General features: G+C 74.2%; 22 protein-coding genes. 11 read left to right on the top strand and 11 right to left on the bottom strand.

Annotated elements, in window-relative coordinates:
- From rsmA to rsmI, 3 genes are read right to left on the bottom strand one after another with little or no spacing between them, the layout of a single operon-like run.
- Window positions 1–885 (bottom strand): 16S rRNA (adenine(1518)-N(6)/adenine(1519)-N(6))-dimethyltransferase RsmA, encoded by an 885-nt coding sequence (gene rsmA / locus STBA_RS22275; RefSeq protein ID WP_077060937.1) that lies wholly within the window; start codon window positions 883–885, stop codon window positions 1–3.
- Window positions 882–1,730, bottom strand: a complete 849-nt coding sequence (locus tag STBA_RS22270) for a TatD family hydrolase (RefSeq protein WP_077060936.1) — start codon at window positions 1,728–1,730, stop codon at window positions 882–884. Before STBA_RS22270 ends, rsmA begins: the two co-directional genes overlap by 4 nt.
- 50 nt (window positions 1,731–1,780) lie before the next feature.
- Entirely contained in the window at window positions 1,781–2,638 is an 858-nt protein-coding gene (gene rsmI / locus STBA_RS22265) for a 16S rRNA (cytidine(1402)-2'-O)-methyltransferase (RefSeq protein ID WP_077060935.1), read from the bottom strand.
- 42 nt (window positions 2,639–2,680) lie between these two features.
- On the opposite strand from rsmI, the gene STBA_RS22260 reads away from it, so the two are divergent.
- The 3 genes from STBA_RS22260 (at window position 2,681) to STBA_RS22250 (ending at window position 7,237) form a co-directional block, all read left to right on the top strand.
- Window positions 2,681–4,405: a phospholipid carrier-dependent glycosyltransferase gene (locus STBA_RS22260; RefSeq protein ID WP_077060934.1), complete on the top strand. Its 1,725-nt coding sequence runs from the start codon at window positions 2,681–2,683 to the stop codon at window positions 4,403–4,405.
- A 140-nt stretch (window positions 4,406–4,545) separates the two neighbouring features.
- Window positions 4,546–6,195 carry a penicillin-binding transpeptidase domain-containing protein gene (locus STBA_RS22255; protein ID WP_107485096.1) on the top strand — a complete coding sequence of 550 codons (1,650 nt, stop codon included), beginning with the start codon at window positions 4,546–4,548 and terminating at the stop codon, window positions 6,193–6,195.
- A gap of 97 nt (window positions 6,196–6,292) precedes the next feature.
- A complete protein-coding gene (locus STBA_RS22250; RefSeq protein ID WP_077060933.1) occupies window positions 6,293–7,237 on the top strand; it encodes a ribose-phosphate pyrophosphokinase in 945 nt (314 codons plus the stop codon).
- A gap of 34 nt (window positions 7,238–7,271) precedes the next feature.
- On the opposite strand, the gene STBA_RS22245 is transcribed toward STBA_RS22250, so the two are convergent.
- Window positions 7,272–8,036 carry a hypothetical protein gene (locus tag STBA_RS22245; protein ID WP_143659550.1) on the bottom strand — a complete coding sequence of 255 codons (765 nt, stop codon included), beginning with the start codon at window positions 8,034–8,036 and terminating at the stop codon, window positions 7,272–7,274.
- Between the two features lie 186 nt (window positions 8,037–8,222).
- Window positions 8,223–10,466, bottom strand: a complete 2,244-nt coding sequence (locus tag STBA_RS22240) for an MMPL family transporter (protein ID WP_077060931.1) — start codon at window positions 10,464–10,466, stop codon at window positions 8,223–8,225.
- A gap of 182 nt (window positions 10,467–10,648) precedes the next feature.
- On the opposite strand from STBA_RS22240, the gene STBA_RS22235 reads away from it, so the two are divergent.
- The 4 genes from STBA_RS22235 to STBA_RS22220 all read left to right on the top strand — a co-directional run bounded on the left by STBA_RS22235 (window position 10,649) and on the right by STBA_RS22220 (window position 16,401).
- On the top strand, window positions 10,649–14,092 hold the full coding sequence (locus STBA_RS22235; RefSeq protein WP_077060930.1) for a S41 family peptidase: 3,444 nt from the start codon (window positions 10,649–10,651) through the stop codon (window positions 14,090–14,092).
- 48 nt (window positions 14,093–14,140) lie between these two features.
- A complete protein-coding gene (locus tag STBA_RS22230; protein WP_143659549.1) occupies window positions 14,141–14,335 on the top strand; it encodes a hypothetical protein in 195 nt (64 codons plus the stop codon).
- A gap of 151 nt (window positions 14,336–14,486) precedes the next feature.
- Window positions 14,487–15,005, top strand: a complete 519-nt coding sequence (locus tag STBA_RS22225) for a pyridoxamine 5'-phosphate oxidase family protein (protein WP_077060928.1) — start codon at window positions 14,487–14,489, stop codon at window positions 15,003–15,005.
- Between the two features lie 28 nt (window positions 15,006–15,033).
- A complete protein-coding gene (locus STBA_RS22220) occupies window positions 15,034–16,401 on the top strand; it encodes a HEAT repeat domain-containing protein (RefSeq protein ID WP_079252093.1) in 1,368 nt (455 codons plus the stop codon).
- A gap of 4 nt (window positions 16,402–16,405) precedes the next feature.
- Here the strand turns inward: STBA_RS22220 and STBA_RS22215 are convergent, their stop codons facing one another.
- Genes STBA_RS22215 through STBA_RS22205 form a run of 3 tightly spaced genes read right to left on the bottom strand, consistent with a single transcriptional unit; the run spans window position 16,406 to window position 19,663 of the window.
- On the bottom strand, window positions 16,406–17,299 hold the full coding sequence (locus tag STBA_RS22215) for an SDR family oxidoreductase (RefSeq protein WP_077060927.1): 894 nt from the start codon (window positions 17,297–17,299) through the stop codon (window positions 16,406–16,408).
- Entirely contained in the window at window positions 17,299–18,204 is a 906-nt protein-coding gene (locus STBA_RS22210; protein WP_077060926.1) for an alpha/beta hydrolase, read from the bottom strand. Before STBA_RS22210 ends, STBA_RS22215 begins: the two co-directional genes overlap by 1 nt.
- Window positions 18,197–19,663 (bottom strand): NAD(P)/FAD-dependent oxidoreductase, encoded by a 1,467-nt coding sequence (locus STBA_RS22205; RefSeq protein ID WP_077060925.1) that lies wholly within the window; start codon window positions 19,661–19,663, stop codon window positions 18,197–18,199. The genes STBA_RS22210 and STBA_RS22205 overlap by 8 nt, the downstream gene beginning before the upstream one ends.
- A 239-nt stretch (window positions 19,664–19,902) precedes the next feature.
- Between STBA_RS22205 and STBA_RS22200 the strand changes: the two genes are divergently transcribed.
- Window positions 19,903–20,607 (top strand): MerR family transcriptional regulator, encoded by a 705-nt coding sequence (locus STBA_RS22200; RefSeq protein WP_077063504.1) that lies wholly within the window; start codon window positions 19,903–19,905, stop codon window positions 20,605–20,607.
- Window positions 20,608–20,637: 30 nt separating this feature from the next.
- Here STBA_RS22200 and STBA_RS22195 read toward each other — a convergent pair whose 3' ends face one another.
- Window positions 20,638–21,279 carry a TetR/AcrR family transcriptional regulator gene (locus STBA_RS22195; protein ID WP_077060924.1) on the bottom strand — a complete coding sequence of 214 codons (642 nt, stop codon included), beginning with the start codon at window positions 21,277–21,279 and terminating at the stop codon, window positions 20,638–20,640.
- A 106-nt stretch (window positions 21,280–21,385) separates the two neighbouring features.
- Between STBA_RS22195 and STBA_RS22190 the strand changes: the two genes are divergently transcribed.
- Window positions 21,386–22,423 carry an ABC transporter permease gene (locus tag STBA_RS22190; protein WP_253194920.1) on the top strand — a complete coding sequence of 346 codons (1,038 nt, stop codon included), beginning with the start codon at window positions 21,386–21,388 and terminating at the stop codon, window positions 22,421–22,423.
- An 85-nt stretch (window positions 22,424–22,508) separates the two neighbouring features.
- On the opposite strand, the gene STBA_RS22185 is transcribed toward STBA_RS22190, so the two are convergent.
- Window positions 22,509–22,988, bottom strand: a complete 480-nt coding sequence (locus tag STBA_RS22185) for a GNAT family N-acetyltransferase (protein WP_077060923.1) — start codon at window positions 22,986–22,988, stop codon at window positions 22,509–22,511.
- A 55-nt stretch (window positions 22,989–23,043) separates the two neighbouring features.
- Between STBA_RS22185 and STBA_RS22180 the strand changes: the two genes are divergently transcribed.
- Both STBA_RS22180 and STBA_RS22175 read left to right on the top strand, forming a co-directional pair.
- Window positions 23,044–23,451 (top strand): GNAT family N-acetyltransferase, encoded by a 408-nt coding sequence (locus tag STBA_RS22180; RefSeq protein ID WP_077060922.1) that lies wholly within the window; start codon window positions 23,044–23,046, stop codon window positions 23,449–23,451.
- A gap of 45 nt (window positions 23,452–23,496) precedes the next feature.
- On the top strand, window positions 23,497–24,303 hold the full coding sequence (locus tag STBA_RS22175) for an exodeoxyribonuclease III (protein ID WP_077060921.1): 807 nt from the start codon (window positions 23,497–23,499) through the stop codon (window positions 24,301–24,303).
- Between the two features lie 31 nt (window positions 24,304–24,334).
- Here the strand turns inward: STBA_RS22175 and STBA_RS22170 are convergent, their stop codons facing one another.
- Window positions 24,335–25,033 (bottom strand): hypothetical protein, encoded by a 699-nt coding sequence (locus STBA_RS22170; protein WP_079252091.1) that lies wholly within the window; start codon window positions 25,031–25,033, stop codon window positions 24,335–24,337.
- Window positions 25,034–25,220 lie beyond the last annotated feature (187 nt).

Genomic DNA, 25,220 nt, shown 5'->3' with positions numbered 1-25,220 from the left:
CTAGGACCCGCCTGCCGAGGGCGCGTTCCGTACCGGCCGGTGCTCCGCGAGGCGCGCGAAGTCCGCCACGCTCAGCGCCTCGCCGCGGGCGCCGGACGGGACGCCGGCCGCGGCGCAGGCCGCCTCCGCGGCGGCGGGCGAACCGGCCCAGCCCGCGAGCGCGGAGCGCAGCGTCTTGCGGCGCTGGGCGAAGGCCGCGTCGACGACGGCGAAGACGTCGGCGCGGGATGCGGTGGTGGGCGGCGGATCGCGGCGGACGAGGGCGACGAGTCCCGAGTCGACGTTGGGCGCGGGCCAGAAGACGCTGCGGCCGATCGATCCGGCCCTGCGGGCCTCGGCGTACCAGGCGGTCTTGACCGAGGGCACGCCGTACACCTTCGAGCCGGGGGCGGCGGCGAGCCGGTCGGCGACCTCCGACTGCACCATGATCAGGCCGCGCCTGATGCTGGGGAACGTGGCGAGCATGTGCAGCAGCACCGGAACCGCGACGTTGTAGGGGAGGTTGGCGACGAGCGCGTCCGGGGGCGGCCCCGGCAGCGCGGTGACGCGCATCGCGTCCTCGTGGACCAGCGCGAACCGGCCGGCCCGCGCCGGGAGGCGCGCGGCGATGGTCGCGGGCAGGGCGGCGGCCAGCACGTCGTCGATCTCGACGGCGGTGACGTGCCCGGCCCCGTCGAGCAGCGCGAGCGTGAGGGAGCCGAGGCCCGGGCCGACCTCGACGACGGCGTCGTCCTCGCCGATGTCCGCGGCCCGCACGATGCGGCGCACGGTGTTGGCGTCGATCACGAAGTTCTGCCCGCGCTGCTTGGTGGGGCGCAGCCCGAGCGCCGCGGCCAACTCGCGCACGTCCGAGGGGCCGAGCAGCGTGCCGGGGCCGGCCGTCACCCGAAGGCCCGTTCGGTGTTGGCGGCGATGTGCCGGGCGAGGTCGTCCTCTGCCATGCCCTTGACCTCGGCCATGGCTCGCAGGGTGACCGGGATGAGGTAGGGCGCGTTGGGCCGGCCGCGGAACGGGGCCGGCGTCAGGAACGGCGCGTCGGTCTCGACGAGCAGCAGTTCGGGCGGCGCGACGGCCAGCGCCTCGCGCAGCGGCTGGGCGCCGGCAAAGGTCACATTGCCCGCGAACGACATGAAGTACCCCTCGGCGGCGCAGACTTCGGCCATGGCCGCGTCCCCCGAGTAGCAGTGGAAGACGGTACGGCGCGGGGCGCCGTCCGCCGCCAGGATGCGCAGCACGTCCTCGTGCGCGTCGCGGTCGTGGATGACCAGCGCCTTGTCCAGCTCCTTGGCCAGCTCGATATGCCGCCGGAACGAGCGCTGCTGCGCCCGCACGCCCTCGGGGCCGGTGCGGAAGTAGTCGAGTCCGGTCTCGCCGATCGCGCGGACCTGCGGCAGGGCGGCCAGCTCGACGATCTCGGCGAGCGCCGCGTCCAGCGCGGCCGGGCCCGCCTCCTGCTCGATGCGCGGCGCCTCGTTCGGGTGGAGGGCGACGGCGGCCCAGATCGCCTCGTGCTCGGCCGCGGTCTTCGCGGCCCAGTGGGCGCGGGCGACGTCGCAGCCGATCTGCACGATGCGGGTGACGCCGGCCGCCGCGGCCTTCTCCAGCGCCTCCTCGACGCCGGTGTCCTGCATGTCGAGGTGGGTGTGGGCATCGGCGACGGGCACGGCGAGCGGCTCGGGAACCGGCGGTGGGACGGTCTCCCGGGCCTTCGCCCTGGCGGACTTGGGCATGCCCCGATCCTAGGTCCTGTCCTGTCGGTCTTATCGGCTCAGTCCGCGGCTCAGGTGCGGTCCGCGGTCCGCGCCGCCACCACGGCGTCGAAGACCTCGCGTTTGGGGACGCCGGCCGCCCGCGCCACCTCGGCGATGGCCTCCTTGCGGTGCTGCCCGGCCGCCTCGCGCTCCGCGACCAGGCGGGCGAGAGCGGCCGGGTCCGCGGGCGCGGCGGCCGGGGCGGCGCCCTCCACCACCACCGTGATCTCGCCGCGGACGCCCTCGTCCGCCCAGGCCGCGAGGTCCGCGAGCGGCCCGCGCCGCACTTCCTCGTAGGTCTTCGTCAGCTCCCGGCACACGGCCGCCCGCCGGTCGGGCCCGAACACGTCCGCCATGGCCGAGAGCGAGGCCGCGAGCCGGTGCGGCGCCTCGAAGTACACCAGCGTGCGCCGCTCGTCCGCCGCCTCCGCGAGCCGGGCCGCCCGCTCCCCCGCCTTGCGGGGCAGGAAGCCCTCGAAGCAGAACCGGTCCACCGGCAGTCCCGAGACCGCGAGCGCCGTCAGGACGGCGGAGGGCCCCGGCACCACCGTCACGCGGGCGCCGCCCGCCACCGCCGCCGCGACCAGCCGGTAGCCGGGGTCGGACACCGACGGCATGCCCGCGTCGGTGACCAGCAGAACGCGCGCCCCCTGCGCGAGTTCCTCCGCCAGCTCCGGCGTGCGCGCCGCCTCGTTCCCCTCGAAGTACGACACCACGCGCCCCGCGACCCGTACGCCGAGACCCTGCGCGAGGCGGCGCAGCCGCCGCGTGTCCTCGGCGGCCACGACGTCCGCCGCGAGAAGCTCCGCGCCCAGGCGCGGCGGGGCGTCCGCGAGGTCGCCGATCGGGGTTCCGGCCAGTACGAGGGTCCCTGTCATGCCCCTCATCCTGTCCCATGCCACCCGGCGCGGCCGGGGCCGGATGCCAAGATGGCGTGGATGAGCCAGAGCAGCCAGACCGTCACCGACGCACCGCAGGAGCAGGCCGCCGGGGAGCCGCCCGCATGGGAGCAGCGCCTGCGGCGCTTCGGCTACGCGCCGCGGCGCGGGGCCGGGCTCCGGGAGCGGCTGGTGCCGCCGCACCCGGAGCCGGGCGCAAAGCTGTGGCAGTACTTCGGCCTGTCCCCCGCCGCCGCCGGGCGGCTGGCCCGCTGGTCCGCGTGGGGCGGGCCGCTGCTGGTCGCGCTGCTCGCCGGGGTGCTGCGCTTCGTCAACCTCGGGTCGCCGGATGCGGTGATATTCGACGAGACGTACTACGCGAAGGACGCCTGGTCGCTGCTGGAACACGGCTACGAGACCGAGTGGCCTGACAACGCGAACGACCGGATCGTGGCGGGCGAGACACCCGAGGCGGAGGGCGCGGCCTACGTCGTCCACCCGCCGGGCGGCAAGTGGGTCATCGCGCTGGGCGAGTGGCTCTTCGGACTGACGCCGTTCGGCTGGCGGTTCATGGTGGCGGTGCTCGGCACGCTCTCCGTGCTGATGCTGTGCCGTATCGGCCGCCGCCTGCTCCGCTCCACGGTCCTCGGCTGCCTCGCCGGGCTGCTGATGGCCGTCGACGGGCTGCACTTCGTCATGAGCAGGACCGCGCTGCTCGACCTGGTGCTGATGTTCTGGCTGCTGGCCGCGTTCGGCTGCCTGCTCATCGACCGCGACGCCGCCAGGGCGCGGCTGGCCGCCGCGCTCCCGGTGGGCCGCGACGGGCTGCTGCGCCCGGATGTCGCCGTCGGCGAACGGCTCGGGCTCGGCCTGCGGCCCTGGCGTATCGCGGCCGGCGTCTGCCTGGGCCTGGCCGCCGCGACGAAGTGGAACGCGCTGTACGTGCTGGCCGCGTTCGGCATCCTCACCGTCCTGTGGGACGCCGCCGCCCGCCGCACCGCGGGGGCGCCCCGCGCCTACCCGGCGATGCTGCGCCGCGACGCGGTGCCCGCGTTCGTCTCGATGGTGCCGGTCGCGCTGGGCGCCTATCTGGCCAGCTGGAGCGGCTGGTTCGCCACCTCGGGCGGCTACTACCGCGACTGGGCCGAGGAGGCGGGCGCGGACAGCTCGTTCTCCTGGCTGCCAGGGCCGCTGCGCAGCCTGTGGCACTACACCTCGGAGGTGTACAGCTTCCACGTGGAGCTGACCTCGGAGCACAACTACGAGTCGAATCCGTGGACCTGGCTGGCCACCACCAGGCCCGTCACCTACTTCTACTCCTCGCGCGAGCCGGGCGAGGGCGGCTGCGAGCACGCCAGCGGCTGCGCCCGCGAGGTGCTCGCGCTGGGCACGCCGCTGCTGTGGTGGTCGGCCTGCTTCGCGCTCGTCTACGCGGGCTACCGCTGGCTGTTCCGCAGGGACTGGCGGGCCGGGGCGGTGCTGTGCGCGGTCGCGGCCGGGTACCTGCCCTGGTTCCTGTACCAGGAGCGGACGATCTTCTACTTCTACGCCGTGATCCTGGTGCCGTTCCTGTGCCTCGCGGTGGCCATGATGATCGGCGCCATCCTCGGCCCGCCCGGCTGCTCGGAACGCCGCCGCGTGGCCGGCATCGTCGGCGCGGGCGTCCTGGTGCTGCTGATCGCGTGGAACTTCATCTACTTCTACCCCATTTACACCGGCATGGAGATCCCCCTGGACGGCTGGCGCGCCCGCATGTGGCTGGGGACCTGGGTGTAGCCGTGTCACCGTTTCGCTACAGCTGCCTTCGGCCCCACGGGTGACGGCCCGCAGCGGTCGGCCATACACCGAGTGGCCGGTAGGCTGCGGAAACAGCGGCGCGGTGCAGCGTGTCGCGGGGTCGAAGGGGGCAGGCGCACATGCGGAACGGGCAGCGTATCGCGATCATGGCCGGCGTCAGCGCGGCCGTGGTCTCGGTCGTCGGCTTCGGGGCCTACAGCATGCTGGGCGACGATCAGGACGACGGCCGGGGCACCGCGCCCGCCGCCTCGGACGGCAGGCCGGGCGACACCGAGGAGCCCGCGGGGCCGCCGAGCGAGGAGGAAATCCGCGCGGCTTCCGAGGCGTTCCTCACCGCGTGGGCGGCCGGCGAGCCGGCGGACGCCGCACGGCTGACCGACGATCCGGAGGCGGCGCGGGCCGCCCTCGAAGCGCTGTCCGCGGACGCGGCGTTCACCGCCCTCACCCTGGAGCCCGGCGAACCGGCGGGCGACCAGGTGCCGTTCGCGGTGGAGGCGGTCGTCTCCTACGAGGAGGAGGAGCCCGCCGAGCTGGCCTGGGAGTCGGCGCTGAGCGTCGTCCGCGACGCGGACACCGAGGAGCCCGTCGTGGCCTGGGAGCCGGCCGTCATGCACCCGGACCTGGCGGACGGCCTGCGGATCGAGACGGGACCGCTCGCCGAGGCGCCCCCGGTGGAGGTGCTCGACCGCAACGGGGCCGAGCTGACCGCGGAGGAGTTCCCCGCCCTCGCCCCGGTGTTCGCGGAGCTGGGCGAACGGTACGGCGAGCAGGCCGGTGGCAGCGCGGGCGCCGAGACCAGGATCGTGGACGCGGAGGGCGGCACCGTCGCCTCGCTGCTCCAGCTGTCCGAGCCCGCCGCGGGCCAGGTGCCCACGACGATCGATCCGGAGATCCAGCGCGCCGCCGAGGCGGCCGTCGCGGAGGGCGGCCAGTCCGCCGTGGTCGCCGTCCAGCCGAGCACGGGCGCGATCCAGGCCATCGCCAACAACCCGGCGGACGGCTTCGACACCGCCCTTGAGGGCAGTTACGCGCCCGGCTCAACGTTCAAGATCGTCACCGCCTCGCTGCTGATCGACCGCGGCCTCGCCGCGGCCGGCGCCGCGCACCCGTGCCCGCAGTTCTTCGAGCACGGCGGCTGGAAGTTCCAGAACCTCGACGAGTTCGACATCGAGGGCGGCACCTTCGCCGACAGCTTCGCCGCCTCCTGCAACACGGCCTTCATCAGCCAGGCGCCCGAGCTGGACGACGCGGACCTGGGCAACCACGCCCGCGACGTCTTCGGCCTCGGCCTCGACTGGCAGGTCGGCGTGACCTCCATGGACGGCACGGTGCCCACCCAGTCGGACGCGCAGATGGCGGCCTCGCTGATCGGCCAGGGCGCCGTCCGGATGAACCCGCTGACCATGGCCTCGGTTTCCGCGACCGTGCAGAGCGGCACGTTCCGCCAGCCCTACCTGGTGCCCGCCGACTTCGACGACCGGCAGCTCGCGCAGGCGCCGCAGGGCCTGTCCGCGGACGCCGCGGCCGAGCTGCGCGGCCTGATGAGCCGGACCGCCACCAGTGGCACCGCCGCCGAGGCGATGTCAGGTCTTGGCGGCGACATCGGCGGGAAGACCGGCTCGGCCGAGGTCGACGGGCAGGAGAAGCCGAACGCCTGGTTCACCGGCTACCGCAACGACCTGGCGGTGGCGGCCGTGGTTCCTGAGTCGGGCCACGGCGGCGAGTTCGCCGGTCCCGTGGTGGCCGACGTGCTGCGCGCCGCCCCCTAGGCCCTGTCGTTCGGCCGGGGCACCCCGGCGCCGCGGCGCGGGGCGCCCCGTAACGTTGCCCCGGGCGGCCAGGGAGGCGGCCGAGGAGGTAACGGACATGCGGGAGATCGCCGTCTTCAGCGGCAGCGCCCACCCCGAGCTGGCCGCGGAGGTCTGCGCGCACCTCGGTGTGCCGCTGCTGCCCGCGCGGGTCGACAGGTTTGCCAACGACTGCCTTCAGGTGCAGTTGCAGGCCAACTGCCGTGAGCGCGACGTCTACCTGATCCAGCCGCTGGTCCGGCCCGTTCAGGAGCACCTGGTCGAGCTGCTGCTGATGCTGGACGCCGCGCGCGGCGCGTCCGCGGGGCGCATCACCGTGGTGATGCCGCACTACTCCTACGCGCGGTCCGACAAGAAGGACGCGCCGCGCATCTCCATCGGCGGGCGGCTGATCGCGGACCTGATGGTGACGGCGGGCGCGAGCCGGGTGCTCGCCATGACGCTGCACTCGCCGCAGGTGCACGGCTTCTTCAGCGTTCCCGTGGACCACCTGCACGCGCTGCGCGAGCTGGCGGCGCACTTCCGCGGCCAGGACCTGAGCAACGCCGTCGTGGTCTCGCCCGATCTGGGGAACGCGAAGGAGGCCGCGGCGTTCGCGCGGCTCCTCGGCATACCGGTGGCGGCGGGCGCGAAGCAGCGGTTCGCGGACGACCGGGTGACGATCACCTCGGTGATCGGCGATGTCACGGGCAAGGACGTGATCGTGCTCGACGACGAGATCGCCAAGGGCAGCACCGTTCTCGAACTGATGCGGCGGCTGCGGGAGATGGACGTGACCTCGGTGCGCATCGCCTGTACGCACGGCCTGTTCTCCGGCGACGCGCTGAAGCGGCTGAGCGCGGAGCCTGGGGTGCGGGAGATCGTGTGCACCAACACGGTGCCCATTCCGGCGGACGAACGCACCGGCAAGCTGCGGGTGCTGACCATCGCCCCCGCCCTGGCCGAGGCGGTGCGCCGCATCCACAACGGCGAGTCCGTCAGCGCCCTGTTCGACCAGGCGTGAGGCGCGGCGCCGGGCCGCGGCGCGGGGGCGGCGGTCAGCAGACGTCCGGCACCTCGGCCGGTTCGCTGCGGGCCAGGGCACGGTCGGCGGTGTGCGACCAGTCGAACGTCACACCGGCGGCGTCGATGGTGAGGCCGGTGACGCCGGTGTCGTTCCAGGCGTGCGCGAACGCGCCGTGCGCCGACAGGTCGGTGCAGGTGCCGGTGCCCTCGAAGACCAGCGCCGAGCGGCCGGTTGCCACGTTCATGTCGGTGGCGGACTTCTCCGGCGGGAGCAGGAAGCCGACGCCGTGCGGGCCGACGGCGGCGGCGTCCTCGCGGCTGGTGTTGGGGAACTCGGCGGTGGCGCCCTGGTAGTGGACGACCTGGAGCACCGGGCTGACCGGGGCGTCGAACCAGGTGGTGACGGCCTGGTTGCCGGTCATCGGTGCGCCGGGCAGGGCCTGCCACTCCCAGGTGGTGATCGCGACCCAGCGTTCGCGGCCGTTCACCACGCCGATCGAGTAGACGTCGGGGGCGGCGACGGCGACGTCCTCGGCGGGCGGCAGGCCCGGGTCGTCGCCGCGGGTCAGGCAGGCCCGTTCGGCCAGGGCGGCGTCGACCGCGGCGGGGCTCGCGCCCGCGGTGCGCAGGCCGTCGATCAGCGCGAGCAGGTCGCCCGCGCCGGCCTCGGTGTCCACGGTGATCGCCGGAACGCAGGCGTCGGGGGCCGGGGCGGCGTCCGCGTCCGCGGCGCCGGTCAGGGTCAGGGCGGTCGCCACCACGAGGGCCGCCGCCGTCAGCACTGCTCCGCGTCGCACCGTCATCTCCCGATTTATCGATATGACCACATGGCGCAAGACGTCGCATATTAGCCGGAAGACGGCGGTCCGACCAGACCGGGCACGGCGGCCCCCGGACGGCCGGAAGCCCGGCGCCTGGCCCCTGACGGGGTCCTGCGCCGGGCTTCCCTCAACGACACCCGGAGCGGCTCACGGAGCCGGGGGTCAACTCACGGACGCGGGCTCACGCTCCTGCCGAGCGTCTTCCCGGCCCTTCCCGTTGGCCTTGAGGTACCGCTCAAGCGACTCGCCCTCGACGTCCACGTTCGGCATGATGCGGTCCAGCCACTTGGGCAGCCACCAGGCCCGTTCGCCGAGGAGGCCCATGACGGCGGGCACGAGGGTCATGCGGACCACGAACGCGTCCAGCAGGACGGCGGCGCCGAGGCCGAAGCCCATCATCTTGACCATGGCCTCGGTGCTGGTGACCGCGAAGCCCGCGAACACGCTGATCATGATGACGGCAGCAGCGGCGACCACCCGGGCGTTCAGGTTGAAGCCGGTGACGATCGACTGCTTCGGGTCCTCGCCGTGGACGTGGGCCTCCCGCATGCGGGTCACCAGGAACACCTCGTAGTCCATGGCGAGGCCGAAGATCACGCCGACCATGAAGATCGGCATCATGCTCATGATCGGCCCGGTCTCCTCGACCCCGATGAGGCTGGCCGCCCAGCCCCACTGGAAGACCGCGACCACGGCGCCGAGCGCGGCGAGCACCGAAAGCAGGAAGCCGAGCGCGGCCTTCAGCGGCACCAGGATCGAACGGAAGACGAGGATCAGCAGGATGAACGCGAGCCCGACCACCAGCGTCAGGTAGGGCACCAGCGCGTCGGTCATGACCTGGGAGAAGTCGATGTTCGCCGCGGCCATGCCGGTGACGAGCACGTCGGCGCCGGTCTGGCTCTCCAGCTGCGGGGCGAGATCGTCCCTCAGGTGGTGGACCAGGTCGGCCGTGTCCGCGTCGGAGGGACCCGTGGTCGGGAAGGCCAGCAGCGTGGCCATGGTGCCGTCCTGGTTGAAGCTGGGCGGCGCCGTGGCGGCGATCCCCTCAAGGGTGCTCAGCTCGTTGGTCACCGTCTCCGCCGCACTCTGGAGGTCGACGCCGTCGCCGCCGTCGAGCGTCATCATCAGCGGACCGTTGAACCCGGGGCCGAAGCCCTCGCTCAGCAGGTCGTACGTCTGGCGCTGCGTGGTGTCCTCGGGCTGGGTGCCGTCGTCGGGCAGACCCATCTCCATGCTGGCCACCGGCACCGCGAGAATGCCGAGGCCGATGACGGAAGCCCCGAGCACGAGCGCCGGGCGGCGCAGGACCGCACGGGCCCAGCGGGTGCCGCCGTTCTCCTTGCCCGGCTTGTTGAGCGAGGCGGGAACGCCGGTCTCCGGGTTCTGCTTGCGCAGCCGGCGGCCGAAGATCCGCTTGCCGACCATGCCGAGCGCGGCGGGCACCAGGGTCAGGGCGACGAGCACGGCCACGGCCACGTTGGCGGCGGCGGCGAAGCCCATCTTGGTGAGGATCGGCACGTTGACGACGGCGAGACCGGCGAGCGCGATGATCACGGTGAGACCGGCGAAGACCACGGCCGAGCCGGCGGTGCCGGTGGCCCGGCCCGCGGCCTCCTCGTGACTGTGGCCCGCGACCAGCTCGGCCCGGTACCTGGAGACGATGAACAGTGCGTAGTCGATGCCGACCGCCAGGCCGATCATCATGGCCAGGATGCCGGTGGTCTCGGACAGCTCCAGCACACTGCTCAGGGCGGTGATGCCCATCATGCCGACCATGACGCCGATCAGGGCGGTGAGCAGCGGCAGACCGGCCGCGACCAGCGAGCCGAAGGTGATCACCAGCACGATGGCGGCCACGATGATGCCGATGATCTCGCCGCCGGCCATCTCCATCGGGCCGAGCGCGACCTCGCCGGCGGCCTCGACGGTCAGGCCCGCGTCCCGGCCGGTGTCCAGCGCCGCCATGAGCTGCTCGTGCATCTCATCGGTGGCCTCGCCCATCGTGATGCCGTAGTCGATGGTGGTGTAGGCGATGGACTCGTCGGCGCTGACCTGGCCGACCTCGAACGGGTCGAGGACGGTCAGGACCTCGTCGCCGGTCTCGAGCTCCGCCAGCACCTGCTGGACGGCCTCAAGGTTGGCGCCCGAGGTGAGCTGCTCGCCGTCGGGGGCCTGGAAGACGACGGTGCTCTCGGTCGATTCGGCGTTCGCCTCGGGGAACTCCTCCGCCATGAGGTCGAAGGCTTCCTGCGACTCGGTGCCGGGCAGCGCGAAGTCGTCGGGCACCGCCCCGCTGGAGGAGGCCGCGCCGGCACCTATGCCGAAGAGCAGCGCGACCCAGAGCAGCGCGGCCCACCAGCGGCGCCTGAAGCACAGGCGGCCGAGCTTGTACAGAAACGTAGCCACGGGGCAGGTTCTCCTGTCCGGGTGTCATGGGAGTCGATGAAAAGTGAGGTGTCAGCTCATGCCCCGAGACGCGGCGCGGGCCGAGCAGGATGAGCACGGAGAGAGGAATGTGGCTCAGATCACACTTCATGCCTCTTTGCGACTGACTTGCCGGTGCATTCCGCGAGCCGAAGCATGGAGACGTGAGCGACGAACCCAACTCATCTGCCGCACCCCCGAGCCAACCCCAGGAGTCTGACGGATATCTGCGATTCCCGCATCTTTACGGTGAACTGCTGTGTTTTGTCGCCGAAGATGATCTCTGGCTGGCCCCCTTGCCCGCCCACGGCCGGCAGACCGGCCGGGCCTGGCGGCTCACTGTCGATCGTACCCGGACCGGACCGCCCCGGTTTTCCCCGGACGGCCGGCACATCGCGTTCACCAGCTGGCGCACGCTGGACCCGGAGATCCACCTCGCGCCCGTGGACGGCGGCGCCGTCCGCCAGCTCAGCCACTGGGGCTCGTACGACACCAGGGTCTGCGGCTGGACCCCGCCGGACGCCTCGGGCGAGAGCCGGATCCTCGCGGTCGGCTCGCACAACCAGCCGTTCTCGCACTACACCTGGGCCTACGGCGTGCCCACCGCGGGCGGCCCCGGCGACCAGCTCCCCTGGGGCCCGGTGGCGGACATCGCGGTCAGCGGCTGCGGCGGCGAACGCCGCACGCTGCTGCTGACCGGCAAGGCGCCGCACGAGCCGGCCGCGTGGAAGCGGTACCGGGGCGGCGCCGCAGGGAAGCTGTGGCTGCACGGAAAACGGCTGCTGCCGGACCTGAACGGGCACGTCGACAGCCCGATGTTCGTCGGCGACCGGATCGCCTTCCTCTCCGACCACGAGGGCGTCGCGAACCTGTACTCCTGCCGCCCCGACGGCACCGAGCTGTGGCGGCACAGCGACCACGACGCGTTCTACGCCCGCCATGCGGCGACGGACGGCCGGCGGGTGGTCTACCAGTGCGGGGGCGACCTGTGGCTGGCCGAGGACCTGGGCCCCGGCTCGGTGCCGCGCCGCCTGGACGTGCGGCTCGGCGGCCCGCGCACCGGCCGCCGCCCGTACCAGGTGCGGACCGCCAGCCACGTCGACGCGCTCTCGGTGGACACCACCGGCCGCGCGAGCGCGCTGTGCGTTCGCGGGGCGCTGTACTGGCTCACGCACCGCGACGGCCCGGCCCGCGCCCTCGCCGCGACGCCCGGGGTACGCGTCCGGCTGCCGGAGATGCTGGGCGACACCGGCCGTATCGCCTACATCACGGACGCGGCGGGCGAGGACGCCATCGAGATCGCCTACCTGCCGCGCGCCAGCGGCGGCCGGGACCCGGTGCGCCTCGCGGCGGGCCGGCTGGGGCGCGTGCGCGAACTGACCGCGTCCCCCGACGGCCGCACCCTCGCGGTGGCCGCCCACGACGGCCGCCTCCTGGTCCTCGCGGTCCCGCCCCCCGAAGAGTCCCCCGAAGCGTCCGCCGAGGAGGCCGCAGAGCCCCCCGAGGAGCCCGCCGCGGGGGGCGGCGGCGCGCTTCCGGCCGGGGAGGTCGTCGAGCTGATCCGGTCGGTGAACGGGCCCGTGCGCGATCTGGCGTTCTCGCCCGACTCGCAATGGCTGGCCTGGGCGCATCCCGGGATCGGGCGCTCCCTCAGCCAGATCAGGCTGGTGCGCTTCGGCGCGGCGGAGCGCACGGTCCTCGACGTCACGGACGGCAGGTTCGAGGACGAGGAGCCGGTGTTCACCCAGGACGGCCGCTACCTGGCCTTCCTCTCCTGGCGCGGCTTCGACCCGGTGTACGACGTGCACACCGGCGGCCTGTCCTTCCCGCTCGGCAGCCGCCCCTACCTGGTCCCGCTGTCGTCCGCGACCCGTTCCCCGTTCGCCATCACCCCGGAGGGCCGCCCCGCGGCCGGCGGGCTCGACCCGGACGACACCGGCGGCGAGGACGGCACGGTGCGCGTCGAGGCGGACGGGCTCGGCAGCCGCGTCACACCGTTCCCGGTGCCCGCCTCCAAGTACTCGTCGCTGTACCCGGTCAGCGGCGGCGGTCTGGTGTGGCTGCGCTGGCCGATCTCGGGCGCGCTGGGCGAGACGTTCGTCAACCCGGACAACATGTCGGGCAAACCGACCCTGGAGCACTTCGACCTGGTGAAAGCCAAGCGCACCGAACTCACCGACGACGTCGACTGGTTCGCGCCGAGCGGCGACGGCACGCGGCTGGTGGTGAGCGAGGGCGACGAGCTGCGGACGGTGCCGGCCACCGAGGGCGGGGACGGTGACGCGCAGGTGCACGTCGACCTGCGGCGCATCGTGCACGTCGCCGATCCCGGCGCGGAGTGGCGGCAGGCGTTCGAGGAGGCGGGCCGCATCATCAGGGACTACTTCTGGGAGCCGGGCATGTGCGGCGTGGACTGGCCGGCCGTGCTCGCCCAGTACCGGCCGCTGGTGAGGCGCGTCGCCAGCCCGGACGAGTTCGCCGATCTGCTGCTTGAGACGGTGGGCGAGCTGGGCACCTCGCACGCGTACGTCTCGGCGGCCCGCAGGAACGAGGGGCCGCCGCACTACCAGCGGGCGCAGGGGCTGCTGGGCGCCAACTTCTCGCGCACGAAGGAGGGTTCGTGGCAGCTGGCACGCATCCTGCCCGGTGACTCCTCCGATTCCAGGGCCCGTTCGCCGCTTGCCGGGTCCGGCGTGCGGGAGGGCGCGGTGCTCACCCACGTGGGCGGCCGGCCGGTGGACCCCGTCGCCGGGCCGTGGCCGCTGCTCGCGGGCACCGGCGGCACCAGCGTGGAGCTGGCCTTCGCCGAGGAGGAGGGCCGCAGCCGCCGGGTGGCGGTCGTACCGCTGGTCGACGACAGGTCGCTGCGGTACCAGGACTGGGTCGCCAGGCGGCGCGACGTGGTGCGCGAGCTGAGCGGCGGACGGTGCGGCTACGTGCACATCCCGGACATGGGCGGCTCCGGCTGGGCGCAGTTCAACCGGGACCTGCGGATGGAGTTCTCGCGCGAGGCGCTGATCGTGGACGTGCGCGGCAACGCGGGCGGGCATATCAGCGAGCTGGTGGTCGAGAAGCTGACCCGCACCATCCTGGGCTGGGACCTGACCCGCAACGCGCAGCCGGTCAGCTACGCCTCCAACGCGCCGCGCGGCCCGGTGGTCGCGGTGGCCGACGAGGCGACCTCGTCGGACGGGGACATGATCACGGCGGCGTTCCGGCTGCTCGGCATCGGTCCGGTGGTGGGCTGCCGCACGTGGGGCGGGGTGGTCGGGATCACCGGCCAGCACGAGCTGGGCGACGGCACGCACATCACGGTGCCGATGAACGCGGCCTGGTTCGACGCCTACGGCTGGGACGTCGAGAACCACGGCGTCGTGCCCGACATCGAGGCGCTGCGCACGCCGGTGGACTGGGCCGAGGGCCGCACCGTGCTGTTGCAGACGGCCGTCCGCGTGGCCCTCGACCTGCTGGAACGGCATCCGGCGGCCTCCCCGCCCGGCTACCGGGACCTGCCGGACCGCGGCCGACCGCCGCTGCCCCCGCGCACGGTCGGTTACAGCCCTTCCGCGAGCTATGGTCCGGAATGCGAAGAAGGTGAGCCCATGTAACGCTGGTCACGCCCCACCGTTCTCATATGTCGAGGAGTGCACATGGGCATGGCAGACCAGTTCAGGGAGAAGGCCCAGGAGCTTCAGGAGCGCGCCAAGGACGCCATGGGCAACAAGGGCGACGGCGAGAAGCACGGCGGCGACGACGAGCAGGGCAGCCTGAAGGACCGGGCCAAGCGGACCGGCAAGAAGGCGAAGGAAGAGGCGGACGACTACCGCCGGCAGAACCGCGACCGGGACTGAACGGCGGCACGGCGGCACGGCGGTTCCAGGGGCGCATCCGCGGCGGACACCGCGCGGATGCGCCCTCGCGCGTTCCCCGCCACTCCGATGAGTTCGCGCCGCGCCGCGGGTCTGCCCGGGGGAACGACCCATTCCGACCGAGGAGGACCGGATGCCGACCACCGAGCCGGTGACCGAACTCGACGCGCGCTACAGCGAGCCGGACGCCACCGCCGCCGCCTGGGGCGAGGCCCGCGAGACGCTGGCCGCGGCCGAAGTGTTCTGGCTGACCACGGTGCGCCCCGACGGCCGCCCGCACGTGACGCCCCTGCTGTCCGTGCTGCTGGACGACGTGCCGGTCTTCACCACCGGCGCGCAGGAACGCAAGGCGCGCAACCTGGCGGCCAACCCCCGCGTCGTCCTGACCACCGGGACCAACGCGCTGTCCCACGGACTCGACATCACCGTCGAGGGCACCGCGCGGCGGGTGCGGGATCAGGCGGTGCTCACCCGCGTCGCCGAGGCGTACACGGAGAAGTACGGCAGCGACTGGACGTTCACCGCGCGCGACGGCGCGCTGCACCACGCGGAGGGCGGCGCGGCCCTGGCGTTCGAGGTGGCGCCCGATACCGCCTTCGGATTCCGCAAGGGCGCCTACAGCCAGACCCGTTGGCGGTTCCCGGCCCGCTGACAGTGCGGGCCGATATGCTCCGATTCCTATGGAGATCCATCAGCTGCTCCGGCTCATCGGCCGGATCGGCGCGGGGGTGGACGAGACCTCCACCGGCCGGGCGGCGGCCGACGCGGCCCGGCACGCCCTGGTGGACCGCGGCGCGCGGGCCGTCGGGCCGCTGCTGCGCGTCCTGACGGACGAGGACCCGCCGGTGGACTGGACGGAGGCCGCCGCGCTGCTGCGCCGCATCGGCGAGCCCGCGCTACGGCCGCTCGCGGCGGTCATCGCCGCCGCGCCGACGCGGACGGCGGCGGTCCGCGCCGGCTGGACGTTCTCCGGACTTGAACTGCACTCCCCCACGGCCTATGCCCCGGCGCTCGCGCACCCGCACCCGCGGGTGCGCGAGGCCGCGGCGCACGCCCTCCAGCAGCGCGGCCCGGCCGCGCTCCCGGCGGCGCGGCTGCTGCTGCCGCTGCTCGCCGATCCGGTGGCCGAGGTCAGGGCGGGCGCCGGGTGGGCGCTGGCGGACGCGGGCCCCGGGGTCCTGCCGCTGCTGCGGGAGGTGCGGCGCGCCCGCGCCCCGGCGGGGGTGCGCCGCACCGCTCTCGAACTGCTCGCGGCGGTCGGCGGCCCGGCCGCGCTCGACGCGCGGGACGCGGCCGCCGTGCGGCGGCTGATCCGGATCAGGGCACCGGGCGAGGTGCCGGAGCCGATGCACCTGTGCGGGCCGTGGTTCGCGCTGCCCACCGGGGATCTGCCCGCGGTGCTCGACGCGTTCGGCCTGTCGGGCGCGGAGCGGGTCACCATGCGGCTCGGCGCCTCCGCATGGCGCCACGACCACCACTCGGGCGCGGACCACGGGGCCTGTGCCCGGATGTATGTCAGTCCGGTCCTCGACGGCTGGACGCTGGTCTTCGGCACGGCGACGGGCGAGGCGCACCGCCCGGCGGGCGAGCCGCCGGGCGGCGCGGTCCTGCGGCGGTGCACCGCGCTGAGCCGCCGCTTCGGCACCGCCCACTGGTACGGCGCGCGGTGCGCAGACGACTGGTCGGCGTGGTGTTTCGCGGAGCGCGGCGAGGTGGTCAGGTTCTACGACGCGACGTACCCGGAGCAGACGGCCGGCGCCCGGCATCCGGCCGAGCCCGCCGACGCCCTGCCGCACGAGGCGGCGTTCGCCGATGGTGCGTTCGCGGACGTCGACGCGCTGGTGGCGGAGGCGTTCCTCGCCTCGTACGAGGCCGTCACGCGGGATCTGGGCATCGCGGGCCCGCGCACCGCCGCGCTGGTCGCGGGCCGCGCCTCCGTCAACCCGCTGGCCCTCGGCCCCGGAACCCGGGCCGAGGGCGCCGCGGTGCTCGCCCTGACGGCCTGCGGCAGGACGTTCGGCCACCCGCCCGGGGCCCTGCGCATCTGATCCCTCACGCGCCAGGACGCTCCCGTTCGGCCGCGGCGCCGCCCGCGCCGACCAGGCCGCGGCGGGCGACGCGCGCCAGGCGCGGGGCGACGCGGCGTAGCTCGCGCTGTCCGAGGTGCCCGCCGATGACGGCGGGCAGGAAGCCGCGCAGCGGTACCGCGCCGCGCAGCCACGCCTGCCCGTACACGTGCGCGGCGCGGCGCGCGACGCCGGCCGCGAGGCGTTCGACGGCCGGGTCGAGCGGATAGGTGCGGCCGGCGGGCCAGGGCAGCCGGCCGCGCAGCTCGGCCAGCACCTCGTCCTCGTCCGCGCCGCGCACCATGTCGGTGTCGGTCCAGCTGAGGTAGCCGACGCCGACCCGCACGCCGGAGGGCGCGACCTCGGCGCGCAGGCTGTGCGCGAACGCCTCCACGCCGGACTTGGAGGCGCAGTAGGCGGTCATCAGCGGGGCGGGGGCCATGGCGGCGAAGGACGCGATCTGGAGGTAGTAGCCCCTGCTGTCGACGAGGGCGGGCAGGAACGCGCGGCAGGTGACCGCGGAGCCGATCACGTTCACCTCGATGACGCGCCGCCACGCCGTCTCGTCGGAGGCGGCGAACGGGCCGCCGGTCGCGACGCCCGCGTTGGCGACGACGGTGTCGACCCGGCCGAAGCGCCGGGTGACCGCGGCGGCGGCCTCGTGCATCGCCGCCGAGTCGGTGACGTCCGCATGCCAGTGCGCCGCCTCGCCCGGCAGCGCGTCCGCGACGCGCCCGAGCTCCCCGGGTTCGAGGCCGAGGAGGGCGAGGCGCGCGCCTCTGGCGGAGAGCTTCGCGGCGAGCGCGGCGCCGATGCCGCGGGCGGCGCCGGTGACGACCACGACCTGTCCGGTCAGGTCCGCGCGGGGGGTCCGGGCCATCACAGGTGCTCCTTCGTCAGGGCGCGCAGCCGTTCGGCGATCACCTCGGTGGCCTCGTAGGGCGTCATGTGCCCGATGCCGTCGAGGCGGTGGAAGCCCGCGGGGCTCGGCAGCCGGGCGGCGAGCCGGTGGGCGTGCACGAGCGGGGTGAGCCGGTCGGCGGTGCCCTGGACGAGCACGACCGGCAGGGTCAGCGCGTCGATCCGGGCGGACAGGTCGAGCCCCGCCAGGACGCGGCCCCATTCGGCGCGCGGCCCGCGGGGGCAGGCGTGCACCATGCGCGTGATCTCGGCACGCTGCGCCGCGGTGGCGGCCCGGCCCATGGTGATGTAGTGCACGAGCCGTTCGGCGAGAGCGTTGACCGGGCCGTAGGGCAGCCGGGTGGTGAGGAAGAGGTGCTGCCCGCGCAGCCGGAGGCGGCCGGGGCGCAGCGGGATGACGGTGGACTCGCCCGCCAGCCGGTCGATGCCGGTGCTGCACAGCAAGGCGGCGGCGGCGCGGTCGCGCAGCGCGGGGCGGCCGGCCGCGGCGACGACGGTCATGGCGCCCATGGAGTGCCCGGCGAGCACGGTTTTGGTGCCCGGTTCGACGGTGGCCTCCAGCACGGCGCACAGGTCGTCGGCGAGCGAGTCGGCCGAGCAGCTGCCCGGGGTGGCGGGGGTGCGGCCGTGGCCGCGCTGGTCGTAGGCGACGACGCGGTGGTCCGGTGCCAGGAGGCGGATCAGCGGGCGCCAGAAGGTGACGTTGCAGGTCCAGCCGTGCACGAGGACCACGGTGGGGGCGCCGTCGGGGCCGTGGACCTCGGTGTGCAGGCGGGCGCCGCCGGTGGAAACGACGGTGCGTTCGTCGGGTGCGGCTGTCTCCGGGGGCTTTGTGGTCTCCGGGGTCTCCGGGGTCTCAGGCACGGGTCATCACCTCGTACTCGGCGGTGTCGACGGCCCGGGTGACGCGGCGGAACTCACCGGTGGTGCCGGGCCAGACGGTCGTGTTGCGGCCGTTCGCGTCGAGGTACCAGCTGGTGCAGCCGCCGGTGTTCCACACCGAACGCGTCAGGCGCCGCTGCACGCGGTCGTTCCAGGCGGCCACGGCCTCGGGGCGCGGCGCGAGGGCGGCGCGTCCGCCGGGGGCGAGGGCGCCGAGCGTGGCCAGGTAGTCGGCCAGGTAGTCGAGCTGGGCCTCGATCATGAGGATCATCGAGCTGTTGCCGAGCCCGGTGTTGGGGCCGATGATCGTGAGGAAGTTGGGGAATCCGGCCGCGGTGGTGCCGCGCAGGGCGGCCATGCCGCCGCGCCACTCCTCGGCGAGGGTGGTGCCGCGGCTGCCCTTGATGCGGTCGGCGATCGGCAGGTCGGTGACGTGGAAGCCGGTGCCGAAGATGATCGTGTCGGCCTCCGCCTCCCGGCCGTCGGCGGCCACCAGCGTGCTGCCGCGGACCTCGCGCAGCCCGGTGTCGATCAGCCGCACGTGGGGCCGGGTGAGCGCGGGGTACCAGTCGTTCGACAGCAGGATGCGTTTGCAGCCGATCCGGTAGTCGGGGGTGAGGCTGCGCCGCAGCCCGGGGTCCTTGACGGCGCGCCGCAGGTGCAGGCGGGCGACGCGTTCGACGGCCTTCATCCGGCCGGGGTGCCTGGCGAACGCGCCGACCTGGAGTTCCCTGATGCCCCACAGGAGTTGGCGGCGGGCGGCGCGGGTGAACGGCAGCGCGGTGTGCAGCCGGCGTTCGAGCCCGGTGATCGGCCGGTCGGCGCGCGGGATGATCCACGGCGGGGTGCGCTGGAAGACGGTGAGGGCGGTGACCTCGCGTTCGATCCGCGGCACGAACTGGACGGCGGAGGCCCCGGTGCCGACGACGGCGACGCGGGTGCCGCGCAGCGGGTGGCCGTGGTCCCAGCGGGCCGAGTGGAAGACGCGCCCGGGGAACCTGTCGAGCCCCGGCAGATCGGGCAGCCTCGGCTCGGACAGCGGCCCCGTGGCCGAGACGATGACGTCGGCGGTGAGGGGGCCGCCGGTGGTGCCGATGACCCAGTGCAGCTCGTCGTTGTCCCAGCGGGCGGACTCCACCTCGGAGTTGAAGCGGATGTGCGGCCGCAGCCGGAAGGCGTCGGTGACCCGTTCGAGGTAGGCGCGTATGTGCCGCTGCCCGGAAAAGCTGCGCGGCCAGCGGGGGTCGGGGGCGAAGGAGAACGAATAGAGGTGCGAGGGAACGTCGCAGGCGCAGCCCGGGTAGGTGTTGTCCCGCCAGGCGCCGCCCACCGCGTCCGCGCGTTCCAGCACGGCGAAGTCGGTGATACCCATGCGGCGCAGGCGCACCGCGGCCCCGAGACCGCCGAATCCGGCGCCGATCACTGCCACCCGTACATGCATGGCGTTCCGCCTCCTTGAGAACGGCCCCGCCGAGGGCAACCACGCCAGTAATCACTGGCACGGTTGGAGGGTAGGGCAGAACTCTACTGATCGGTAGGGGGTGCGCACTCCTTACACTTCCAGGCGTGGCAGGGCAGCAGCAGGACCGGCGGGAGCCGGCGGACCGCGGCGGGGACCGCGGCGGCGACGGGGGCGGGGGCGGGGACGGCGACGCGCCGCGCGAGTACCGCGCCGCGGAGCTGGCGGCGGCGGCCGGTATCACCGAGCGAACGCTGCGCTTCTACCGCGAGCGCAAGCTGCTGCCGCCGCCCCGCCGCGAGGGCCGCATCGCCTGGTACGGCGAGCACCACCTCGCCCGGCTGCGCACCGTCTCCGCGCTGCTGGCCCGCGGGCACACGCTCGGCGGGATCACCCAGCTGATCGACGCGTTCGCCGAGGGCGCGGACGCCGGGCGCACCGCGGAGCTGCTCGGGCTCGCCGAGCCCTCCCCGTGGGCCGAGGAGGAGCGGGTCCGGCTCACCCCGCAGGATCTGGCCGCGTACTACGACGGCGAGACCGACCCGGAGCTGCTGGCCACGGCCCTGCGGACCGGCTGGATCGCGGTGGACGGCGACGACGTGGTGCATCTGAGTCGCGATCTGCTGGACGCCTCCTCGGCGCTGGTCGGCGAGGGCATTCCGCTGGCGGCCCTGCTCGCGGCGGGCCGCGAGCTGCGCGAGCACGCGGATGCGCTGGCCGGGGTGTTCACGGAGCTGCTGCGGCGCCACGTGCTGCCCGAGCTGCTCGGCCCCGGGGGGCCGGCGGGGCCGGTCGGCGAGGATGAGGTGAAACGGCTGACGCAGGCGCTGGAACGGCTGCGCCCGCTGGCGAAGCAGGCCGTGTACGCCGAGGTCTCGCTGGCTCTCGACCGCAGGCTCAGGGCGGAGCTGAACCGGCCGCGCTGACGCCCGCGCCGGCCCGGCGCCGGTCCCCCGTCAGCCGGCTTCGGCCGGCGCCGCGGAGCCGTGCGGCGACCCCGGGGCACCCGGGTCCTGGAACGACATGAGCCCGAGCAGGCCGTCCCTGAGCACGTCGAAGTCGAGGGGCCCGAGCAGCGCCCGCTGCACGAGGAAGCCCTGGGCGCAGGCGAGGAGCGCGCGCACCACGTGCTCCGCCGGCACATCCTGCCGCATGAGACCGCTGCGCTGGTAAGCCTCCACGATCGTGGTCCACGTGCCGAGCAGCGTCCCGATGGCGCCGCGGAGCACGTCCGCGAGCTCCTCGCTGCGGAACGTCTCCGCCCAGACCTGCACCACCAGCGGCGGCGGGAACAGGAGCAGGGCGTCCACCCGGCGCAGCGCGTCGCCGAGGATCTCGTGGGGCCCGGGGAGCCGCTCCGCGTTCAGCGCGTCGTCGAACGCCTCGCCGATCGTGGCGAGCACCTCCTTCGCCAGGGCCGCGATGATCGCCTCCTTGCCGGGAAAGTAGCGGTACACCGCCCCCGCGGACAGGCCGGTCTCCCTGAACACGTCCTGCATCGACGTGCCGTGGAACCCGTTCCGGGCGAAGCACTGCGCGGCACCTTGCAGGATCTGCCGCCGGCGGGCTTCGAGGTGCTCGTGGGAAACGCGGGCCATGCGCCCCAGGCTAAAACGAACATTCCTTCTTGACAAGGTGAGGGCCGGAGGAGCACGGTGGTCCCCAAGGAAAACGAACGATCATTCTTTATGGAGGTACGGCCCGGTGTCCGCCTCACCAACCGATCCCAAGTCCCCGCTGACGTCCGCCCGTTCGGCTCGCACCGCCCTTGTCCTCGTCCTGGCGGTCCCGGTGTTCGTCGCGTTCGCACTATGGGCGTTCTCCTGGCCCGTCGCGAGAATGGCGCCCAACGAGCTGCCGGTCGGCGTGGCCGGGCCCGAGGCCGCCGCAGGTCCCGTCGCCGAGCAGTTGCGCGCGCAGGACGGCTCGTTCGACGTCCATGTGTACGCGGACGAGGCGCAGGCACGGGCCGCCATCGAGGACCGCGAGGTCTACGGCGCGTTCGTGCTCTCGCCCGAAGCACCGCCGCAGATGCTGACCGCCACCGCGGGCGGCCCCGCGGTCGCCCAGCTGCTGTCGCAGCTGGCGGCCCAGCAGGCGCCCGAGGGCACCGAGGTGGCCGTCGTCGACGTCGTACCCGGGCCGCCGGGCGATCCGCGGGGCGCCGCGTTCAACACCTCGGTGCTGCCGCTCGGCCTCGCCGGCATGATCACCGGCGCCGCGGTCGGCTTCGCCGGGCTGCGCCGCGGCCACGCCCTGGCGGCCCTGGTCGGCGCCGCCGCCCTGGTGGGCGCCGTCGGGGCGCTCATCGGCCACAGCTGGCTCGAGGCGCTGGACGGCTCCTGGCTCGCGGTGGCCTCGGTGCTCGGGCTGATGGTGCTGGCCGGTGCCTCGCTGGTCGCCGGCTGCGTCTCCCTGCTCGGCCCGCCGGGGGTCGGCGCCGGCGCGCTGGTCCTGGTGCTGCTCGGCACGCCCTGGTCCGGGGCCGTCTCGGCACCGGAGATGCTGCCGGACCCGATCGGCATGATCGGGCAGCTGCTGCCCACCGGCTCCGGCGTCACCATGCTGCGCTCGGTCTCCGGCTTCGACGGCGCGGCCATCGGCTTCCCGCTGACCGTGGTGCTGGTGTGGATCGCGCTCGGTCTCACCGGGGTGCTCCTCGGCAGGCGCCCAGGGCCCGGCGCGCGGCCCGCGCCCGTGCCCGACGACGACCAGCAGGTGCCGGCCGCGGCCCGGAGCTGACCCGTCCGCCGACCCGCGGGCCCCGCTGCCGGGGCTCGCGGGCGGTCGTTCATGCGACCGTTCATGCGACCGTTCGGACGGCCGTTCAGAGGGCCTTGAAGAAGCAGCGGCTCTCCGGCGAGTCCCGGTAGGCGCCGAACTTCCCCGCCGCGCCGACCGGCACGTAGCCGCTGCTCTCGTACAGCGCGATGGCCTCCGGCTGCATGGTGCCGGTCTCAAGCACCACGCGCGTCCGGCCCGCGAGGCGGGCGGACTCCTCGAGGCGCGCCAGGATGAGACGGGCCAGGCCGCGCCCGCGCGCCTCGCGGACCACGAACATCCGCTTGATCTCGGCGTCGCCGTCCGCATACCCGTCGTCCGCGTCCCTGGCCCGCCAGCCGCCGGTGGCGACGGGGCGGCCGATGCGGTCGTAGGCGAGCAGGTAGAGGCCGCGCGGCGGGTCGAACATGGCCGGGTCGAGCGGCGTCACATCGCCGTCGCCGTACCGTTCCGTGTACTCGGCCTGCACGAGGTCGTTCAGCTTCATGGCGTCCGGGTGGTCGAAACGCACAGGCAGAAGGTCCATACCGGTCATCCTAAAACCGGCGGCCACACACACTTCCGGCCCCTACCCTCGGCGGATGCACACGACGATCACCTGTACCTGGCGCGGTCCGTTCGGCAACGACGAGGTGGAACGGCTGCACGCCGCGGGCTTCGGACACCCGCCCGTCGGCCACGACTGGCGCGGGCAGCTGGAGCGGCACAGCCTGGGCTGGGTCTGCGCCAGGCGGCCGGCCGACGGCGCACTGGCCGGCTTCTGCAACGTCGCCTGGGACGGCGGCGGACACGCGTTCCTGCTCGACGTCGTGGTCGAGCGGGGGCTGCGCCGGGCGGGCATCGCGACCGCCCTGGTCGCCACGGCCACCGAGGAGACCAGGGCCGCCGGCTGCACCTGGCTGCACGTCGATTTCGAGGAGCACCTGCGCCCGTTCTACCTGGACGCCTGCGGATTCCGCCCCACGCCCGCGGGCCTCATCGCCCTGTGACCGCACGGGCGCGGGCACCCGCCCGCCCCGGTGTACGGTCGAACGGTGCTGACCGTGACCAGTGTGAACGTCAACGGCCTGCGGGCCGCCGCGCGCAAGGGCTACCTGCCGTGGCTCGCCGGCTCCGCGGCCGACGCCGTGTGCCTCCAGGAGGTGCGCGCCGAGGAGGACCAGCTGCCCGACGAGGTGCGCGCCCCCGCCGGGTGGCACGCCGTGTACGCACCGGCCGCGGCCCGCGGCCGCGCCGGTGTCGCGCTGCTCACCCGGCAGGAGCCCGAGGCGGTCAGGGTCGGCTTCGGCGAGCCGGAGTTCGAGTCGTCCGGCCGGTACCTGGAGGCCGACCTGCCCGGCGTCACGCTGGCCAGCCTCTACCTGCCGTCGGGCCAGGCGGGCACCCCCAAACAGGACGAGAAGGAGCGCTTCATGGCGGCCTTCCTGCCCTACCTCACCGCCCTGCGCCACCGCGCCGCCGCGGCCGGCCGTGAGGTGCTGATCTGCGGCGACTGGAACATCGCCCACCAGGAGGCCGACCTCAGGAACTGGCGCGCCAACCGCACCAACTCGGGCTTCCTGCCCGAGGAGCGCGCCTGGCTGACCCGGGTCCTCGCGCCCGCTTGCGGCTACGCCGACGTCGTGCGCGGCCTGCACCCGGACCAGGACGGCCCCTACACCTGGTGGTCCTACCGCGGCCGGGCGTTCGACAACGACACGGGCTGGCGCATCGACTACCACATTGCGACACCTGGCCTGGCCGCGCGCGCCCTGAAGGCGGAGGTCGAACGGGCGCCCAGCCACCCGGAGCGCTGGTCCGACCACGCGCCGGTCACCGTCACCTACGCGCCCGCCGTCTGACAGGCCCCGGCCGCCGGGCCGGACCGCGGGCTCAGCCCGTGTGCGCGGCCCGGCCGCGCCGCGGCACGCCGCCGGGCGTGAGGGCGGCACGGGCGGCGAAGTCGAGGGCGGACTCGACCGCCTGCGGTTTGGGCGGCTCGGTCGGCGTGAACGCGCCGAGCAGCGCCCGGACCGCCGCCCCGTCGACCGTCGCTTCCTCGGCCCGGTCGAGGAACGCCACGAGCGCGCCGCTCACCTGCGCGCCGGCCTCCGCCGCCTCCGCCGCCTCCGCCGCCTCCGAGAGGAGCAGGACCAGCTCGGCATCGTCCCCGACCCACGCCGCGGACAGCCCGAGCCCGTCGTCCACCAGGTCATCCGGGTAGGGGGCGCGCGCCCACGCGCCGTCGTGCCACCAGTAGACGTAGCCGAGCGCGCAGTCGTCCTGCTCCGCGCGCAGGTCACGCCACGGCAGCCAGCCGGGCCCGCCGGCCAGGAAGTCCACGGGCACGCGGCGGAGATGGCCGTGGCTGCCGTCGGCGTCCTGGCCGCAGAACACCGCGCGGCCCGCGCCGTGCAGGCTCATCCGCCACCAGTAACTGCCGCCCTGACTGTCGCACCGCAACCGGCCGGCGGCCAGCCGGTAGTCGTCCCCTTCGAGGCCCGCGGTCGCCAGCATGCCCAGCGCCGTCGCCCGCGCCCAAAGCCGCCGCGGATGGTCGAGGTCCTTGGGCACGCTCGGCTTGTGCACCATGGTGCTCCCCCGTTCGGTAACGCGTGGCGGCACCCTAGCCCCTCGCCGGTCCCGCGCCAACCGCCCGCCGGCGCCCGGCCGCGGCCCGACTATCGGCTTGCATACCGCAGTTGAGTCACCATCAGAAAAGAAACAAAAGGGGTGTGCAAGATGTTCGGACGAAATGGCGCGTAGACGCCGCAAATCC

Source organism: Streptomyces sp. MP131-18 (assembly GCF_001984575.1).
GTDB lineage: Bacteria > Actinomycetota > Actinomycetes > Streptomycetales > Streptomycetaceae > Streptomyces > Streptomyces johnsoniae.
Note: the sequence above shows the minus strand (reverse complement) of the source record. Positions and strands in the feature narration are given on the sequence as shown.